16 protein-coding genes and 7 tRNA genes are annotated in these 15,541 nt (G+C 73.0%); 10 read left to right on the top strand and 13 right to left on the bottom strand.

Annotated elements, in window-relative coordinates; translation table 11 throughout:
• Nucleotides 1–57: 57 nt before the first annotated feature.
• From ACF1BH_RS09735 to ACF1BH_RS09725, 3 genes are all read right to left on the bottom strand, one after another.
• Complete coding sequence (locus ACF1BH_RS09735) at nucleotides 58–1,251, bottom strand: YncE family protein (RefSeq protein ID WP_391641882.1); 1,194 nt, start codon at nucleotides 1,249–1,251, stop codon at nucleotides 58–60.
• Complete coding sequence (locus ACF1BH_RS09730; RefSeq protein WP_391641881.1) at nucleotides 1,251–2,036, bottom strand: polysaccharide deacetylase family protein; 786 nt, start codon at nucleotides 2,034–2,036, stop codon at nucleotides 1,251–1,253. The genes ACF1BH_RS09735 and ACF1BH_RS09730 overlap by 1 nt, the downstream gene beginning before the upstream one ends.
• Nucleotides 2,037–2,141: 105 nt before the next feature.
• Nucleotides 2,142–2,699, bottom strand: a complete 558-nt coding sequence (locus ACF1BH_RS09725) for an HIT family protein (protein WP_391641880.1) — start codon at nucleotides 2,697–2,699, stop codon at nucleotides 2,142–2,144.
• Nucleotides 2,700–2,766: 67 nt separating this feature from the next.
• Between ACF1BH_RS09725 and ACF1BH_RS09720 the strand changes: the two genes are divergently transcribed.
• Complete coding sequence (locus tag ACF1BH_RS09720; protein WP_391641879.1) at nucleotides 2,767–3,408, top strand: potassium channel family protein; 642 nt, start codon at nucleotides 2,767–2,769, stop codon at nucleotides 3,406–3,408.
• Between the two features lie 75 nt (nucleotides 3,409–3,483).
• Here the strand turns inward: ACF1BH_RS09720 and thrS are convergent, their stop codons facing one another.
• Both thrS and ACF1BH_RS09710 read right to left on the bottom strand, forming a co-directional pair.
• Entirely contained in the window at nucleotides 3,484–5,463 is a 1,980-nt protein-coding gene (gene thrS / locus ACF1BH_RS09715; protein ID WP_391641878.1) for a threonine--tRNA ligase, read from the bottom strand.
• 211 nt (nucleotides 5,464–5,674) lie between these two features.
• Nucleotides 5,675–6,823: a hypothetical protein gene (locus ACF1BH_RS09710; protein WP_391641877.1), complete on the bottom strand. Its 1,149-nt coding sequence runs from the start codon at nucleotides 6,821–6,823 to the stop codon at nucleotides 5,675–5,677.
• 442 nt (nucleotides 6,824–7,265) lie between these two features.
• On the opposite strand from ACF1BH_RS09710, the gene ACF1BH_RS09705 reads away from it, so the two are divergent.
• Nucleotides 7,266–7,991 carry a 3'-5' exonuclease gene (locus ACF1BH_RS09705; RefSeq protein WP_391642195.1) on the top strand — a complete coding sequence of 242 codons (726 nt, stop codon included), beginning with the start codon at nucleotides 7,266–7,268 and terminating at the stop codon, nucleotides 7,989–7,991.
• A gap of 104 nt (nucleotides 7,992–8,095) precedes the next feature.
• On the opposite strand, the gene ACF1BH_RS09700 is transcribed toward ACF1BH_RS09705, so the two are convergent.
• The 3 genes from ACF1BH_RS09700 to ACF1BH_RS09690 form a co-directional block, all read right to left on the bottom strand.
• Nucleotides 8,096–8,167 (bottom strand) — tRNA-Val (locus tag ACF1BH_RS09700).
• Between the two features lie 128 nt (nucleotides 8,168–8,295).
• On the bottom strand, nucleotides 8,296–8,757 hold the full coding sequence (locus ACF1BH_RS09695) for an SRPBCC family protein (protein ID WP_391641876.1): 462 nt from the start codon (nucleotides 8,755–8,757) through the stop codon (nucleotides 8,296–8,298).
• Between the two features lie 85 nt (nucleotides 8,758–8,842).
• A tRNA-Val gene (locus ACF1BH_RS09690) sits at nucleotides 8,843–8,914 on the bottom strand.
• A 486-nt stretch (nucleotides 8,915–9,400) separates the two neighbouring features.
• Here ACF1BH_RS09690 and ACF1BH_RS09685 point away from each other — a divergent pair.
• Both ACF1BH_RS09685 and ACF1BH_RS09680 read left to right on the top strand, forming a co-directional pair.
• Nucleotides 9,401–9,814, top strand: coding sequence for an SsgA family sporulation/cell division regulator (locus ACF1BH_RS09685; protein ID WP_003959770.1), 414 nt, complete (start codon nucleotides 9,401–9,403; stop codon nucleotides 9,812–9,814).
• A 226-nt stretch (nucleotides 9,815–10,040) separates the two neighbouring features.
• On the top strand, nucleotides 10,041–10,607 hold the full coding sequence (locus ACF1BH_RS09680; protein ID WP_391641875.1) for a CGNR zinc finger domain-containing protein: 567 nt from the start codon (nucleotides 10,041–10,043) through the stop codon (nucleotides 10,605–10,607).
• Between the two features lie 24 nt (nucleotides 10,608–10,631).
• Here ACF1BH_RS09680 and ACF1BH_RS09675 read toward each other — a convergent pair whose 3' ends face one another.
• Complete coding sequence (locus ACF1BH_RS09675; RefSeq protein ID WP_169749979.1) at nucleotides 10,632–10,787, bottom strand: hypothetical protein; 156 nt, start codon at nucleotides 10,785–10,787, stop codon at nucleotides 10,632–10,634.
• A 68-nt stretch (nucleotides 10,788–10,855) separates the two neighbouring features.
• Complete coding sequence (locus ACF1BH_RS09670; RefSeq protein ID WP_391641874.1) at nucleotides 10,856–11,308, bottom strand: hypothetical protein; 453 nt, start codon at nucleotides 11,306–11,308, stop codon at nucleotides 10,856–10,858.
• 174 nt (nucleotides 11,309–11,482) lie between these two features.
• On the opposite strand from ACF1BH_RS09670, the gene ACF1BH_RS09665 reads away from it, so the two are divergent.
• Entirely contained in the window at nucleotides 11,483–12,028 is a 546-nt protein-coding gene (locus tag ACF1BH_RS09665; protein WP_391641873.1) for a DsbA family protein, read from the top strand.
• Nucleotides 12,029–12,036: 8 nt separating this feature from the next.
• On the opposite strand, the gene ACF1BH_RS09660 is transcribed toward ACF1BH_RS09665, so the two are convergent.
• The 3 genes from ACF1BH_RS09660 to ACF1BH_RS09650 are packed head-to-tail and all read right to left on the bottom strand — an operon-like array spanning nucleotide 12,037 to nucleotide 14,793.
• Entirely contained in the window at nucleotides 12,037–12,867 is an 831-nt protein-coding gene (locus ACF1BH_RS09660) for a GNAT family N-acetyltransferase (RefSeq protein ID WP_391641872.1), read from the bottom strand.
• 34 nt (nucleotides 12,868–12,901) lie between these two features.
• Nucleotides 12,902–13,726, bottom strand: coding sequence for an aminotransferase class IV (locus ACF1BH_RS09655; protein WP_391641871.1), 825 nt, complete (start codon nucleotides 13,724–13,726; stop codon nucleotides 12,902–12,904).
• The gene (locus ACF1BH_RS09650; RefSeq protein ID WP_391641870.1) at nucleotides 13,723–14,793 is read right to left on the bottom strand and encodes a chorismate-binding protein; all 1,071 of its coding nucleotides are present in this window, start codon (nucleotides 14,791–14,793) and stop codon (nucleotides 13,723–13,725) included. The genes ACF1BH_RS09655 and ACF1BH_RS09650 overlap by 4 nt, the downstream gene beginning before the upstream one ends.
• A gap of 177 nt (nucleotides 14,794–14,970) precedes the next feature.
• Between ACF1BH_RS09650 and ACF1BH_RS09645 the strand changes: the two genes are divergently transcribed.
• From ACF1BH_RS09645 to ACF1BH_RS09625, 5 genes are all read left to right on the top strand, one after another.
• Nucleotides 14,971–15,043 (top strand) — tRNA-Gly (locus ACF1BH_RS09645).
• 35 nt (nucleotides 15,044–15,078) lie between these two features.
• Nucleotides 15,079–15,152, top strand: a tRNA-Cys gene (locus ACF1BH_RS09640).
• 1 nt (nucleotide 15,153) lies between these two features.
• A tRNA-Val gene (locus ACF1BH_RS09635) sits at nucleotides 15,154–15,225 on the top strand.
• A gap of 25 nt (nucleotides 15,226–15,250) precedes the next feature.
• Nucleotides 15,251–15,322: transfer RNA gene (locus ACF1BH_RS09630), tRNA-Val, on the top strand.
• A gap of 40 nt (nucleotides 15,323–15,362) precedes the next feature.
• Nucleotides 15,363–15,434, top strand: a tRNA-Val gene (locus tag ACF1BH_RS09625).
• Nucleotides 15,435–15,541 lie beyond the last annotated feature (107 nt).

Genomic DNA, 15,541 nt, shown 5'->3' with positions numbered 1-15,541 from the left:
TCCCGTACGGGCCCGCCCCGTACGGGAGTCGGCCGTTGTGCGCGGCCCGGCGCCCGGTCAGCGGAAGATGCCGGTGTGGCCGAGGGAGTAGCGGCCGGGCTGCGGGTAGACCGCGAGGCCGTGCGGGCCGTTGCCGACCGGGATCTTCGCCAGGGTCTTCCCCGTGCGGGTGTCGAGGGCGTAGACCTCCGAGTTGTAGCGGCCGGAGAGCCACAGGACCTTGCCGTCGGCGGAGACGCCGCCCATGTCGGGGCTGCCGCCGCCGCGGATGTGCCATTTGCCGGTGAGCCGGCCGGTGGCGAAGTCCAGCAGCGAGATGGTGCCCTCGCCGCGGTTGGAGATGTACATCTGCTTCGAGTCGCGGCTGACGTAGAGGCCGTGGGCGCCCTTGCCGGTGCGGAGCAGCTTCGGCCGGGTGAAGCGGTCGCCGTCGAGGACCCACACCCCGTCGGACGTCATGTCGGCGATGTACCAGGTCTTCCCGTCCGGGGAGAGCTTGACGTCCTGCGGCATCGCGCCGTGCTGCGGCAGCTTCTGCTGGCCGGTCACGGTCATCTTCGCGGTGTCGACCTTGAGCAGTTCGCCGGAGAACTCGCAGGAGACGATGAAGTACCGGCCGTCGGCGGAGAAGTCGGCGTGGTTGACCCCGGCGCAGGTCACCGGCACGGTCTTGCGGACCTCCATGGTGTGCGGGTCGCGGAAGACCAGCTGCTTGTCCATCGACGCCATGACGATCGCGTACTTGCCGTCGGGCGTGAAGTAGAGGTTGTACGGGTCGTGCACCGAGACGGTCTTCCCGGTCTTTCCGGTGCGCGGGTCGATCGGGGTGAGGCTGTTGCCGCGGTCGTTGTTGACCCAGAGCGTCTTCATGTCCCAGGACGGCACGACGTGCTGCGGCTGCACGCCCACCGGCACGGTCCGTACGACCTTGTACGTCCGCGGGTCGATGACGCTGACCGTGTTGGAGATGGTGTTGGGGACGTACACCATCGACGGATAGTCCTTGACCTGCGGGACGAGTTTGCCGGGCCGGTCGGCGGCGTAGATGTCGTGCGGGTCGAGCAGCGGCGGCATACCGGGCAGTCCGGGGCGGGCGGCCGCCGCCGGGGACGGGCTCGCGGGCCGCGGGGAGTGCGGGGTGCGGGCGGCCGTGTCGCCCTTCCCGCAGCCGGCGGCGAGCAGCGCGCCCACGGCGGCCAGCAGGGCGGCCTTCCCCGGAGTGCGGCGGAGGGCAGAGGTCCGGTCAGCCATCAGGTCACCAGCTCCGTAGTCGTCACCGCGCGCAGACCGCGCCGGTGCAGGCCGTCGAGGATCGGGGGCAGCGCGGCGACGGTGCCGGGGTGCCCGAGGTGGAGGCTGACGACCGAGCCGGGCCGGACGCCGTCCAGCACCGTGCGCTGGACGGCGGACGCGCCGGGGTCGTCGGCGTCGAGGGAGTCGAGGTCGTACGAGAGGACGTGCGGGTAGCCGGCCCGGCGGGCCAGCCGGACCACCTGGTCGGTGGCGTACTGCGTCCGCGAGGGACGGAACCAGCTGCCGATGGTGCCGGTGAGGGTCCGCAGCCGGTCGGCGCAGCCGGTGATCTCGGCGTACGCCTCGTCCTCGGGCATGGCGCAGATGGTGCGGTGGTGGAGGGTGTGGTTGCCCAGTTCGTGACCGCCGTCGAGGATGCGGCGGGCCATCGCGGGCTGTTCGTCGAGCCAGACGCCGACGGCCAGCACGGTGAGGCGCGCGCCGGCCCGCTCGGCCTCGCCCAGCAGCGCGGCCGCGGTCCTCGGATCGCCCTGCCCGTGGAAGGTGAGCGCGACCGCGTCGCCCCGCCGGGGGCCGTGCGCGATCTGTGCGGGCAGGCCCGGTGCGCGGGTGGGCGGCCGGGCGGCGTGCGCCGGGCGGGGCGAGGCCGGGCGCGAGGTGGCGGGGGCGGTGGCGCGGGCGGCCGCGGGGTCCGCGCCGGCCCGGGTGCAGGCGGTCGCGGCGGCCCCGGCGGCCACCGCGGCGGCAGCGCACAGCACGGAACGGCGGTCCGGTGGAGTCACCACTCCATTACAGAGCGGTACGGACCGGAAGGGGGTGTTTTGTTCGGCTCTTCGGAGGAACGGCGCGCCCCGGGGGCGCATGCGGTCCCCGGGGCAGCGGTGGCGTTATGCGGGCCAGGCGTCCGCGAGCATCCGCCGGGTGTCGGCGAGGAGCTGCGGCAGCACCTTGGTGTGGCCGACCACCGGCATGAAGTTGGTGTCGCCGCCCCAGCGCGGGACGACGTGCTGGTGGAGGTGGGCGGCGATGCCCGCGCCGGCCACCGCGCCCTGGTTCATGCCGATGTTGAAGCCGTGCGCCCCGGACGCGGTGCGCAGCGCGGTCATCGCGTGCTTGGTCAGCTCCGCCAGCTCCGCGGTCTCCGCGGCGTCCAGCTCGGTGTAGTCCGCGACGTGCCGGAACGGCACCACCATCAGATGCCCGCCGTTGTACGGGTAGAGGTTGAGCACCGCGTAGACATGTGTGCCACGGGCGATGACCAGCCCGTCCTCGTCCGACTTGGCGGGGATCGAGCAGAACGGGCAGCCGTCGTCGGCCCCCGGGCCGCTCGGCTTGTTCTCCCCCTGGATGTACGCCATCCGGTGGGGCGTCCACAGGCGCTGGAAGGCGTCCTGTGTCCCGACTCCGATCTGCTGCTCCGGCTCGCTCGTCATACCGGCCAGCATATGGCGTCCGCCGTCCGCGGCGTGTCGCCGGGGCACACCGTCCCGCCCGCTCCCCGATGCTGGGCCGATGGACCGGAACGACCGTCTGGCGGCGTGGGAGAAGCACGCCGGCCCCTCCCTCCTCGCCGCCTCGCTGCTCTTCCTGCTCGCGTACGCGGTGCGGGTCCTGAAGCCCGGCATGTCACCCGCCGCACAGGGCTTCTGGGCCGCGGTGACCGCCCTGACCTGGGCATGCTTCGTCGCGGAGTATCTGGCCCGGCTGGCCCTCAGCCCGGACCGGCAGCGCTTCGTGCGCACCCGGTGGCTCGATCTGCTGGTGGTCGTCCTGCCGCTGCTGCGACCGCTGCGGCTGGTCGAGGCGCACGACCGGCAGCGGCTGCGCCGGCGGCGGCCGCGGCTGGCGCTGGAGGCGCGGGTGATGGTGTACGCCGGGCTGTCCGCGCTGCTGCTGGGGTTCGCGGCGGCGCTGGCCGTGCTGCACGAGGAGCGGCCGGTGCCGGACAGCAGCATCCACACCCTCGGGGACGCGGCGTGGTGGGCCGTGGCGGCACTGACGACGACGGGGTACGGCGACGCCGCGCCCGTCACCCCGTGGGGGCGCACCGTCGGCGCCGGACTGATGTTCATGGGGGTGGCGCTGGTCGGTGCGGTGGTCGGCACGTTCTCCTCCTGGCTGGTGCGGCGCTTCCGGCAGGAGGGCGAGGGGTGAGGGGCGGCGCGGGACAACGCGCGGGCCCCGGCGAGCGGGTGCTCACCGGGGCCCGGACGGGTGGTCGGCGCGGGGTCACACCTGGATGCGGCGCTCCACGGCGTCCACGATCTCGGCGATGGCCTCGGCGCGCGGGATGCCGTTCTTCTGCGAACCGTCGCGGTAGCGGAAGGAGACCGCGCCGCCCGCGACATCCTCGTCACCGGCGATGATCATGAAGGGCACCTTGCTCTTCTGGGCATTGCGGATCTTCTTCTGCATCCGGTCCGACGAGGCGTCGACGTCGATCCGCAGCCCCTGGGCGCGCGCCTCGTCGGCGAACTCCTGGAGGTAAGGGACGTGGGTGTCGCCGATCGGGATGCCGGTGGCCTGGACGGGGGCGAGCCACACGGGGAAGGCGCCCGCGTAGTGCTCCAGGAGGACACCGAAGAACCGCTCGATGGAGCCGAACAGCGCGCGGTGGATCATGACCGGCTGCTGCTTGGAGCCGTCCGCCGCGGTGTACTCCAGGTTGAACCGCTTGGGCTGGTTGAAGTCGACCTGGATCGTCGACATCTGCCAGGAGCGGCCGATGGCGTCCTTCGCCTGCACGGAGATCTTCGGGCCGTAGTAGGCGGCGCCGCCCGGGTCGGGGACGAGCGGCAGGCCCTGCTTCTCGGCGGCCAGCCGCAGCGCCTCGGTGGCCTCGGCCCAGTCCTCGTCGGTGCCGATGAACTTGTCGGAGTCGTCCCGGGTGGACAGCTCCAGCTCGAACTCGGTCAGGCCGTAGTCGCGCAGCAGGTCCAGCACGAAGGTCAGGAGCGTGTCCAGCTCCTCCGGCATCTGGTCCTTGGTGCAGTAGATGTGCGAGTCGTCCTGGGTGAAGCCGCGCGAGCGGGTCAGGCCGTGGACGACGCCGGACTTCTCGTAGCGGTAGACCGTGCCGAACTCGAAGAGGCGCAGGGGCAGTTCGCGGTAGGAGCGGCCGCGCGACTTGAAGATCAGGTTGTGCATCGGGCAGTTCATCGCCTTGAGGCGGTAGTTCTGCTCGTCGAACTCGATGGCCGGGAACATGCCCTCGGCGTAGTGCGGGAGGTGACCCGAGATCTCGAAGAGCCGCTCCTTCGAGAGGTGCGGGGTGTTGACGAACTCGTAGCCGGAGACCTCGTGGCGCTTGCGGGAGTAGGTCTCCATCTCCTTGCGGATGACGCCGCCCTTGGGGTGGAACACCGCGAGGCCCGGGCCCAGCTCCTCCGGGAAGGAGAAGAGGTCCAGCTCGGCGCCGAGCTTGCGGTGGTCGCGCTTCTCGGCCTCGGCGAGGAACTCCAGGTGGGCCTTGAGCTCGCCCTTGGTCGGCCAGGCGGTGCCGTAGATCCGCTGGAGCTGCTTGTTCTTCTCGCTGCCGCGCCAGTAGGCGGCGGCCGAGCGCATCAGCTTGAAGGCCGGGATGACGCGGGTGCTGGGCAGGTGCGGACCGCGGCAGAGGTCCTTCCAGCACAGCTCGCCGGTCTTGGCGTCGAGGTTGTCGTAGATGGTCAGCTCGCCGCCGCCCACCTCGGCGTCGGCGCCCTCGGCGGCCTCCGCGGCGTTGCCCTTGAGGCCGATCAGCTCCAGCTTGTACGGCTCGTCGGCCAGCTCGACGCGGGCGTCCTCGTCGGTGGTGACCCGGCGCGCGAACTTCTGGCCGCGCTTCTGAATCTCCTGCATCTTCTTCTCGATGCGCTTGAGGTCGTCCGGCTGGAACGGGGTCTCGACGTCGAAGTCGTAGTAGAAGCCGTCCTTGATGGGCGGACCGATGCCGAGCTTGGCCTCGGGGAACAGCTCCTGCACGGCCTGCGCCATCACGTGCGCGGTGGAGTGCCGCAGGATGTTCAGGCCGTCCTCGGAGGTGATCTCGACGGGCTCGACGGTCTCGCCGTCGGCCACCTCGTACGCCAGGTCCTTCAGCTCCCCGGCCACCCGCGCGGCGACGACGGCGCGCTCGCCCTGGAAGAGGTCGGCGGCCGTAGTGCCCGTGGTCACCACGCGTTCTTCCCGCTCGGAATCGCGTTGGACGGTCACACGGACGTCTGACACCGGTCTCTCCTGTCATGTCTGCTGCGCGTCAGCGATTGCTGCGCAGGGAAATCGTACCGATCCCGCGGACCGAAGCGCGAAACGGTTTGCCGGGACCGGGCTCACCCCTGAGCGGGCGTGGCCACGGGCCGCCTTCAGGAACGCCGCTGCTCCGGGGCGTCCTCGGGGCGGCTCCCCCGGGCTCCCCGGGCCCGGGGAGCCGTCCGTCCCCTCAGGACGGCTCCCCCGGTTCCGGGTCGCCCGTCGGCAGCGGTACGACGCCCCGCGCCCCGGTCAGCCGGCGGAAGCCGCCGCGGCTCTCCAGGCGGCCGCTGATCCGGACCGGCAGATTCATCAGGTGGGCCTGGCCCGCGACGCGGTAGTCGTCGTCGCCGAGCGCCACCCGCACCTGCTCGACATCGGCCCCGGTGATCACCCGCAGCCGCACCACTCCCCCGCCCGGCCGCTCCCGGTGCAGCCGCACCACCGCACCGGTCACCCGGACCGGCAGCGACGGCTCGCCGCGGACGTAGCGCTGGGCGGCGTCCGCCAGGGCCGGAAGGTCGCCCGTGGTGAACTCCACCGGCCCGGGACGGACCGGGCAGCCGGGCGGCGGGCCCGCCCCGGGCGACCAGTCCACCGTGATCCGGATCCCGCCGCCCTCGTGGACCAGCGCGATCAGCGCCTGCACCAGCTCGTGGCAGACGCCGAACGCCACCGCCGCGTCGAACGCCTCGGTGCCCCCGGTGGCACGCCGGTGGTCGGTGGCGTCGCGGGCGGCGCGCAGCGCCCGGTGCAACGTGATCACCGGGCCCCGGCCGACCGACACCGGGATGAAGGCGGCGAGCCGGAGGCCCTCCGGCGCCGGTCCGAGCAGCGCCTCCGCCAGATAGCGCTCGGTGTGGCCGCGGTAGCGCGACCCGTAGTACCCGGCGCGGGCGCAGCTGGCCAGCGCCGCGGCGCCCAGCGTCGCACGCGCCGCACCGCGCAACTGCTCCTGCGCCACCCAGCGCGCCACCACCGACCCGGTCCCCGGCGCCAGCCGCTCCCAGCGCACCTCGTCGCTGAGCGCCGCCATCCCCAGCAGCACCTCCCGGGCGTACGGCGCCGGGCTGACGCTGAGGGTGGCCAGAGCCTCGGCGAGCAGTTCGGCGCACTCCGGGAAGCGCGGGTCCTGCGGCACCAGCAGTCCGGCGCCGCCGCCCGGCGGGGTCCAGCGCGCGTACCGCCCGCCGGGGCCGCCCGTGCGGTGCCAGCCGTGCCGGGCCAGCAGCGCGCCGAGGATCGCGGGGTCGATGGCCGCCGGGTCGGGCAGCGGAATACCGGCGCCCGGCAGCTGCGGGCCCGGCGCGGTGGTGTCGTCGGTCGTCCGGTGCGTCACGGTGTCCTCCCGGCCCGGTCCGCGCCGGGCGGCCGGGCGCGGTCGTCGAAGAGCCGCGGCCGGTCACCGGGGGGCCGGCCGGGACGTCCGGTGGCGGCCGTACGGGGGCGGCCGGGCCGCCGGGGTGAGCGGCGGGGCGGTGCGCGGGGGCGGCGGTCCGCCGGGCGCGGGCGTACGGGCGGCCGTGCCGGTGCGGGCGGGTCCTCGTGCGGAGGGTTCGTCCGACGGGAGTCCGCGGCCGGACGTGTGCCACGCCCCGTCCTTCTGGTTTGTCTCCCCGTCAAGTGGCCCGCAAACAAATGCGGTTCGGCAACACCACGAGGCGGGTATCACCTGCTCGGGCCGCGGGCCGTCGCGTCGTCCCCGGCAGCTCGGCGCACCGCGTCGGCCGGCCGGCGGCGGGCGCCCGCGCCGTGGTGTCGGAGTGCGAGGAGGGGCGATGGTGCCGAGTTGGTACGACGGTCCACTGGCGGCGTTCGGCGTCGGGACGACCGGAGACGATCCCGAGACCGACCGCGTCGTCGCGGCGGCGCTGGCGGTCCAGGAGACCCCGGGCGCCTCCCCGGCGCTCACCCGATGGCTGATCAGTCCCGGCGTGGAGATCCCCGAGGCCGCGACGGCGGCGCACGGCCTGACCACCGGGCACCTCGCCCGCCGCGGCCGCTGGCCGGCGCCCGCGGTCGACGAGATCGCCCGGGCACTCGCCGCGCAGGCGGCGTCCGGCCGCCCGGTGGCCGTGCTGGACGCCCCGTTCACCCTGACGCTCCTGGACCGCGAGGCGACCCGCCACCGCGCCACGTCCCTGACCGGCTATCTCGGCAGCCACCCGCTGTACGTCCTCGACCCGCTGGTCCTCGACACCCACCTGGACCGCTACCGCAAGGGCGCCCGCGCCCTTCCCGACCTCTGCGCGCAGTACGACGTCAAGCCGTCCGACGGCGGGCACGGCACCGGGCGCACCGCCGACGAGGCGCTCACCGTCCTGGAGGTGGTCCGCGCGCTGGGCCGCCGCCACGCCGCCCGCCTCGCCCGGCTGCACCCCGACGAACTCCACACCCTCCAGACGACGTGGTTCGCGTCCCAGGCACGCGACCGGCAGACGTGGTTCCCGCGCGGCGGCGCGGCCGACGGTCAGTGGCCGATGCGGCCCGCGGTCCCGGAGAAGTGAGACGCAAGGTCGGGCACCGCGCGGAAAGGCGCGGGCAGTTCGGGAATTACCGCCACAACAAAAAGGTCCGGGCCGTCAATTGACGGCCCGGACCTCGATCCCGGTGGGCGATACTGGGTTCGAACCAGTGACCTCTTCGGTGTGAACGAAGCGCTCTCCCACTGAGCTAATCGCCCGGGTGTCGGCGGGGTTTCCCTCGCGAACGACCTGAACAATACAGGCCGCCACGGCTTTCCAACAAATTCCTTCCCGCGGCCCCGCCCTCACCCCCGTACCGGTCACGCGGGGCGACGGCCGGACGCCGTCAGCGGGCCAGCCACGCCGCCAGACCGCGGCGCCCGGAGCGCATCATCAGCGCGTGGTTGAGCACGAACAGCGGCCGCCCCGGCAACGCCAGCCACCGCAGCAGCGGCTTACGCACCTCCACCGCCTGTTCGAAGAGGACCCGCGTCCCGCCGCCGCGCGCCGCGACCGTCCACCGCACCCAGCCCTCCAGATCGCCGCGAAGGGTCACCTCCAGCACCCCGGCGCGCGGGTTCCGCCCGCCTTCACCTGCGACGACGTCCAGGTCGTACGGGAGGAACGAGCGGAAGCGCGCCGTCCCGCCGGACTCGCCGGTGCGGTCGACGGCGCGCACCTGGGGCCACCACAGCGGATAGCTCTCGACGCGTTCGAGGACGGCGTAGACGACCGCGGGCGGGGCGTCGGGCAGCAGCCACACGCTGCGGAAGCGGTAGCGGTGGAGTGCGCGCGACCAGGGGGGCATGGGTTCAGTGTGCCGCTCCGGGGCGGGCGGAACCCAACAACCGCGAAGGTCCGGAGGCTTGGAGCCTCCGGACCTTCGGCCGGGGTGGGCGATACTGGGTTCGAACCAGTGACCTCTTCGGTGTGAACGAAGCGCTCTCCCACTGAGCTAATCGCCCGGCGCACGGCACACATTACCCCACGCGGACGGGGCTCCGTGACCACCCGGAGGGCCACCGGCGCAGGTCATCGCCGTCCGCGACGCATCCGACGGGGCCACCCTCGCGCCCGCCCCTCGCGCCCGGCACACGTCCGGGTCTCGCCCGGCACACGTCCGGCGCCGGCCTCACCCCGTCGTGCGGAGCACCGCGCCCACGAAGATCACCGGCCGACCGGTGACGGGAGGGGCGACCGCGCCCCCTTGCTCGCACCGGACCGGCACCGGCGGACGCCCGCCCTTCCGTAACTCTCTGTATTCACACCATCGCCTCGAAGTCCCCCACCCACCCGAATATCCATGGGGGACGATCTTTCAATCCGCCGTCAGAGGTACCCGAAGCCACCCAAAACGCTCAGAGGGGTTTACAACGGCACCGTAGGTGGCATGTCGATTTCGCCGACGTGCGAATCCCCGAGCGCACACTGAGCGAAAGGCCCTGGCGCTTATGAACACCACGGTCAGCTGCGAGCTGCACCTGCGCCTCGTTGTGTCGAGCGAGTCCTCACTGCCTGTACCGGCGGGCCTGCGGTATGACACGGCCGATCCTTACGCCGTGCATGCCACCTTCCATACCGGAGCCGAGGAGACCGTCGAGTGGGTTTTCGCCCGCGATCTCCTCGCCGAGGGCCTGCACCGGCCCACCGGCACCGGCGACGTCCGCGTCTGGCCGTCCCGGAGCCACGGACAGGGCGTGGTCTGCATCGCCCTGAGTTCCCCGGAAGGCGAGGCCCTCCTGGAGGCCCCCGCACGGGCCCTCGAATCGTTCCTCAAAAGGACCGACGCCGCGGTACCTCCCGGTACCGAGCACCGGCATTTCGATCTCGACACAGAGCTCTCCCACATCCTCGCGGAGAGCTGAGACGCACCACAGCCACCCACCGCAACCCACCCGCACACGTCCGCGGCGTCCGACTCGGGGAGACGCCGCGGGACCGACAAGTTCATATGGCACGCTCCGGCGCCGTCGCCGCGGACCCACCGCGGCGACGGCGCCGCGGCATGGGCGACGCGCTAGAGTCGACGACCATTCCGCAAGGACTCGGGGGCGGCTCCCGCGCCGCCCCACCCTGCCTGGGAGCGAAACCGTGATGATCACGCACGACACCCGGTGCGCCCTGGACGCGGTCGTCGACCTGCTGAACACCGCCCCGGAGGGCGAGGCGGCCGGCAGCCCGGACACCCTGACCGATACGGCCGCACTGCGGGAGTTCACCGCGCGGCACGACATCAGCGGGGTCGGCACCCTCGACGACACCGATCTGGCCGCCGTGAGAGCGCTGCGCGCCCGCTTCGCAGAGGTTTTCGCCGCACCCGACGACCGCGGGGCCGCCGCGCTGCTGAACGGGCTGATCGCCTCGGCGGGCACCACCCCGCAGCTGACGGACCACGACGGCTACGACTGGCACGTCCACTACTTCGCGCCGGGCGCCTCGGTCGCCCACCATCTGGCGGCCGACTGCGGCATGGCACTGGCTTTCCTGGTGGTGGCGGGTGAGCGGGAACGGCTGCGGCGCTGCGAGGCGCCGGGCTGCCGGCACACGTTCGTCGATCTCTCCCGGAACCGCTCCCGGCGCTACTGTTCCAGCCGGACCTGCGGCAACCGGCTGCACGTCGCCGCCTACCGGGCACGGCAACGGGAGGCCGCGGACTGAGCCGCACCGGCCACGTCCCGCCCCTCACTGGAGGTACAGGTCGTGGACGGCGCCCAGCAACAGCAGCAGGCCGATGAAGGCGAGGAAGAGCATCAGGGGCGGCTGGGACAGCGCGAAAAGACATCCGCGCGGTTCGGGGGCCGGGGCTTCATCCCGGGCCAGGGCGCACTCATCGTTCATTTCGCGACGATCATGGCGCAGCCGATCGGTCGCGAATGCCCAATTACCCCCTCAGTGGCGGGAGTTCATCAGATCCCGTGTTTTTTGAGGATCGCTTCGATGTCCGAGAAGTCATCCTCAGGAGCAGCCGCTTTCCCCTTGGCCGCCCCCGCGGACCCGGAGGCCGTACGGCCCGCCCCGAGGGACGGGGCGGAGGCGCCCGGGGCCACCGCGGCGCCACGGGCGGAGGTGGCGGCCCGGCGCTCCCTGCGGCTGCCGACGCCGCCGCGGCGGCGCTCCACCGCGCGGCCGATCATGAACAGCACGGCCGAGAGGGCCAGCAGGCCGAACCCGGCCCAGACCGTCGGCTTGAGGACGAGCCCGGTGATCCAGTCGATGATGCCGGTCATCGCCAGGCCGATCGGAATGAGGGCGAACGCCGCGATACGCGTCGCGGCGAGGAAACGCTTGCGGTAGGCCGTCAGCGCGGCGACGGCCAGGCCCGCCGCCGACACCGCGGCGCATACGGTCGATGTCAGCATCGGGTCCTCCTGCCCTAGGTGGGAGGGAGCGCACGCTGCGTCCCCTTCCTCCATCCTGCCCTGCCCGACGTCCTCGCGGCCATGCCCGGCCGCGGTGATCAGGGAGATCTCCGGGTCGGGCTCCTCCCGAGGTCCAGGTGCCCCTGCCGCCCGGCGGGCTGGAAGACTGGCCCCATGAACGACTCCCCCGCCTCCGGCGCACCGTCCTCCGCCCCCGAAGCTTCCTCCGCTCCCGTCGTCCTGGACGTCTGGTGCGAGCTGCAGTGCCCGGACTGCCACACCGCCCAGGACGATCTGCGTGCCCTGCGCGAGCGCTACGGCGACCGGCTGGACATCCGGCTGCGCCACTTCCCGCTGGAGAAGCACAAGCACTCCTACGCGGCGGCGCAGGCGGCGGAGGAGGCCGCCGAGCAGGGCAAGGGCCAGGAGTTCACCGAGGCGGTGCTGGCCCGCACCGAGGAGCTGGGCCGCTCCGGTGAACGGCTGCTGCTGGAGGTCGCCGACGCGCTGGGCCTGGACTCCGACGAGCTGGACACCGCGCTGATCGACGGCCGCCATCTGCTGATCGTCGACGCCGACCACGCCGAGGGCAAGGCGATCGGCGTGCGCGGCACCCCCACGTACGTCATCGGCGGGGAGCTGCTGGACGGCAGCGCGAGCCAGGAGGGGCTGCGGGCCCGGATCGAGGAGATCGCGGACCGGCTGCTCGCCGAGGGCTGAGCCACGGCTCAGAGGAGCGGCTTGGCCAGGAGCAGGCCGGTGGGGCGGTATCCCAGGGACGCGCAGAGACCGCGCGCGGCGGCGTCGTCCGCGCGGACCGTCAGACCGATCAGGGGCGCCCCGGCGGCCAGGCACTCCCGCTCCGCGACGCCCAGCAGCGCCCGGCCGTGGCCGCGGCCGCGGTGCTCCGGGGCGACGAGGAGGTCGAGGACGCGGCCACCGGGCAGGTCCGGCGGCCGCAGATCGGTCCAGACATGGCCGACGTCGGTGCCGCGGACGGTGAGGAGCCGCACCGCCCGGTGCGCGGTGGCGGCGCCCTCCGGGAGCAGCGCACGGTGTTCGGCCTCCGCCGCACGGGTGGCTTCTTCCGAGGTCAGGCCCGGTGCGGCGAGGAGGCGTGCGCGGTCCGCGACGGCGGTGGGGCGCCAGGACAGGTATGCGCCGGCGGTCAGCGCACGGTCCTCGGCACCGGGCGGCAGCCGCGGGACGGTGACGATCACCTTGGCGAGGTGGTGGGCGCGTTCGGTGTAGCCCAGGGCCGCGGCGAGGCGCAGTGCGGCCTCCCCGCCGGCGGGGACGGTCACCGCGATCCGGCGGCAGCCCCAGCCGCGCAGGACCTCCTCGGCGGCGAGAGCGGCGACGGTGGCCCGGCCGCGGCGGCGGTCGGCGGCGTCGACCGCCAGCTCCTCGATCCGGCCCGTGGCCGCCCCGCCGAGCGGGTCGGCGGTGAGCCGGACGCCGCCCACCCGGCGGCTGTTGACGCAGATGTCGTAACGGCGGGCGCGGTGGCCCTCGCCGTCTCGGTCCTCCGGTCCCGCGGGACGCAGCGTGGTCGTCACGGGGACCTTCTACCCGCCGCCGCGGTCCTTCACCTCACCGCGGGTCGAAGTCGGCGGCGGCGCCCGCGTCGAAGGCGCACATCGCGGCGCGTGTCACCGGGCCCGGTACGTCGCCGAGTTGACGGTCGTCGACCCGCGTCACCGCCTGGACGTCGCGGAGCGTCGACGTCAGGAAGATCTCCTCGGCGCTCTCCAGGACGTCCAGCGGCAGATCGGTCTCCTTGGCCCCGGCCCAGGCGACGGTCAGCGCGCGGGTGATCCCGGCCAGGCAGCCGGAGGTCAGCGGCGGGGTGTGCAGTTCCCCGTCGAGGACGACGAAGACGTTGGAGCCGGTGCCCTCGCAGAGCGCGCCGACGGTGTTGCCGAACAGCGCCTCGGAGGCGCCGCGTTCCCGGGCCCGGGCGAGCGCGACGACGTTCTCACCGTACGAGGTGGTCTTCAGGCCCGTGAGCGCGCCGCGTTCGTTGCGCGTCCAGGGGACGGTGACGGCGGCCGTGGTGTCGGGGCGGCGGGCCGCCTCGCCGACGGCGATGAGGAGGGTCGCCGGGGCGTCGCCGCGGTCGGAGCCGAGGGGCGATTCGCCGCCGGTGTAGGTGATCCGCAACCGGCCGAGCGCCATCGGGTTGGCGTCGAGGACGGCGGCGCAGCCGCGGCGTACCTCGTCGAGGTCCGGCTCGGGCAGCCCCAGGCCGCGGGCGGAGTGGGCGAGCCGCTCCAGGTGGCGGGTGAGGGCGAAGGCGCGGCCGCCCTCGGCCTTGACCGTCTCGAAGACGCCGTCGCCGACCGTCAGTCCGTGGTCGAAGACGGACACCCGGGCCCGGCCGGCCTCCTGCAGTGCCCCGTCCAGCCAGATCCTCATGGTGCCGTCCTTCCGTTCACGTCGAGCTCACCCGACGCTACCGCGAGCAGCCGGCGCGCCTTCAGCTCGGTCTCCGCCCACTCGCGCTCCGGGTCGGAGTCCCAGATGATCCCGGCGCCCGCACCGAACCGCAGCTCGGGCCCGTCCGCCGCGGCGCGGTCGATCCAGAAGGTGCGGATGCCGACGGCCAGCTCGCCGGTGCCGCGGTCGGCGTCGACCCAGCCGATGCCGCCGCAGTACGGCCCGCGGGGCGCCTTCTCCAGCTCGTCGATGATCCGCAGCGCGCTCCCCTTGGGCGCGCCGGTGACCGAACCGGGCGGGAAGGTGGCGGTGAGGAGATCGGCCCAGGCGCTCTTGGCGCGGCGCTCGGCGATCTCACCGCGGACGGTGGAGACGAGGTGGACGAGGCCGGGGTGTTCCTCGGCGGCGCAGAGCGCGGGGACGGTGACGCTGCCGGTGGCGCAGACCCGGCCGAGGTCGTTGCGGACCAGGTCGACGATCATCACGTTCTCGGCGCGGTCCTTGTCCGTCAGATCCGCGGCGATGCGCCCGGTCCCCTTGATGGGACCGGACTCGACGGTGCGCCCGTCGCGGCGCAGATAGAGCTCGGGCGAGGCGGTGGCGACCTCGACGCCGTGCGCCGGGAGCCGGACGGTGCCCGCGTACGGCGCGGGGTTGCCGAGGGCCAGTACGGCGGTGAGCGCGTCGATGTCGCTGCGCCCGGGATCGGGCAGCGGCGCGCTCAGCACCCGGCAGAGGTTCACCTGATAGACGTCGCCCGTCCCTATGTACGCGCGTATGCGGCGCACCCCGTCCATGTAGGCGGCGCGGTCCAGGGAGCTGCGCCAGTCACCGGGGGCGGGGCCGTGCCAGGCGCGGGGGTCGGGGGCGTCGGCCGGGGCGGCGGGCCGGACGTCCGCGAAACGGGCGCAGATCACCTCCCCCTCGAATCCGGCCACCACCGCCCACCAGCCCGTGGAGTCCAGGGCTGCGGGATCGGTGGTGACGTCGCGGAGATCGGTCGCGATGAGGCCGCCGAAGCGGGCCACAGGAGGGAGGTCGTGCACGTCAGCGAGTCTAGATCTCGGGCCCGTCCGGCGCCGTGGCCGAGCCAGAAGCGCAGCACCTGCACAAACGCGTTTTTGTACTGGCCCAGGAATCCGCTAGAGTTCAACACGTCGCCGGGAAGCGCAAGCGCCCCGGAGGCCAGGTAGCTTCTCGGACAGAGTCCGGGAGAGTCACCTGCGGACGTAGCTCAGTTGGTAGAGCACCACCTTGCCAAGGTGGATGTCGCGAGTTCGAGTCTCGTCGTCCGCTCGATGTGGGGGATCATCCCGAACCCCTGCGCTCCAGGTGGAGTGGCCGAGAGGCGAGGCAACGGCCTGCAAAGCCGTCTACACGGGTTCAAATCCCGTCTCCACCTCCAAGGACGATTAGCTCAGCGGGAGAGCGCTTCCCTGACACGGAAGAGGTCACTGGTTCAATCCCAGTATCGTCCACTGCCCGGTAACATGTACGGGCCCCGCGCGATTAGCTCAGCGGGAGAGCGCTTCCCTGACACGGAAGAGGTCACTGGTTCAATCCCAGTATCGCGCACGCAGTACCCACGCAGGACTTCGGTTCTCCGTGGTCCCGAGGACGATTAGCTCAGCGGGAGAGCGCTTCCCTGACACGGAAGAGGTCACTGGTTCAATCCCAGTATCGTCCACACCGAACGAAGGGCCGGAGCGACGCCAGTTGCTCCGGCCCTTCGGCGTTCCTGGAGTGTCGGATGCGCTCATCCGCCGTACGTGAGCGGGGAGTTGACCCACGGAT

The organism is Streptomyces sp. NPDC014733 (assembly GCF_043083385.1).
Taxonomy (GTDB): Bacteria; Actinomycetota; Actinomycetes; order Streptomycetales; family Streptomycetaceae; genus Streptomyces.
The sequence above is the reverse complement of the archived record's forward strand: the minus strand, read 5'-3'. Positions and strand labels throughout refer to the sequence as shown.

Excerpts from the sequence above, each read along its gene's own strand:
- ACF1BH_RS09735 (WP_391641882.1), bottom strand. The coding sequence starts at position 1,251 with ATGGCTGACCGGACCTCTGCCCTCCGCCGCACTCCGGGGAAGGCCGCC.
- ACF1BH_RS09725 (WP_391641880.1), bottom strand. The coding sequence starts at position 2,699 with ATGCTGGCCGGTATGACGAGCGAGCCGGAGCAGCAGATCGGAGTCGGG.
- ACF1BH_RS09720 (WP_391641879.1), top strand. The coding sequence starts at position 2,767 with ATGGACCGGAACGACCGTCTGGCGGCGTGGGAGAAGCACGCCGGCCCC.
- ACF1BH_RS09695 (WP_391641876.1), bottom strand. The coding sequence starts at position 8,757 with ATGCCCCCCTGGTCGCGCGCACTCCACCGCTACCGCTTCCGCAGCGTG.
- ACF1BH_RS09685 (WP_003959770.1), top strand. The coding sequence starts at position 9,401 with ATGAACACCACGGTCAGCTGCGAGCTGCACCTGCGCCTCGTTGTGTCG.
- ACF1BH_RS09675 (WP_169749979.1), bottom strand. The coding sequence starts at position 10,787 with ATGAACGATGAGTGCGCCCTGGCCCGGGATGAAGCCCCGGCCCCCGAA.
- ACF1BH_RS09670 (WP_391641874.1), bottom strand. The coding sequence starts at position 11,308 with ATGCTGACATCGACCGTATGCGCCGCGGTGTCGGCGGCGGGCCTGGCC.
- ACF1BH_RS09665 (WP_391641873.1), top strand. The coding sequence starts at position 11,483 with ATGAACGACTCCCCCGCCTCCGGCGCACCGTCCTCCGCCCCCGAAGCT.
- ACF1BH_RS09655 (WP_391641871.1), bottom strand. The coding sequence starts at position 13,726 with ATGAGGATCTGGCTGGACGGGGCACTGCAGGAGGCCGGCCGGGCCCGG.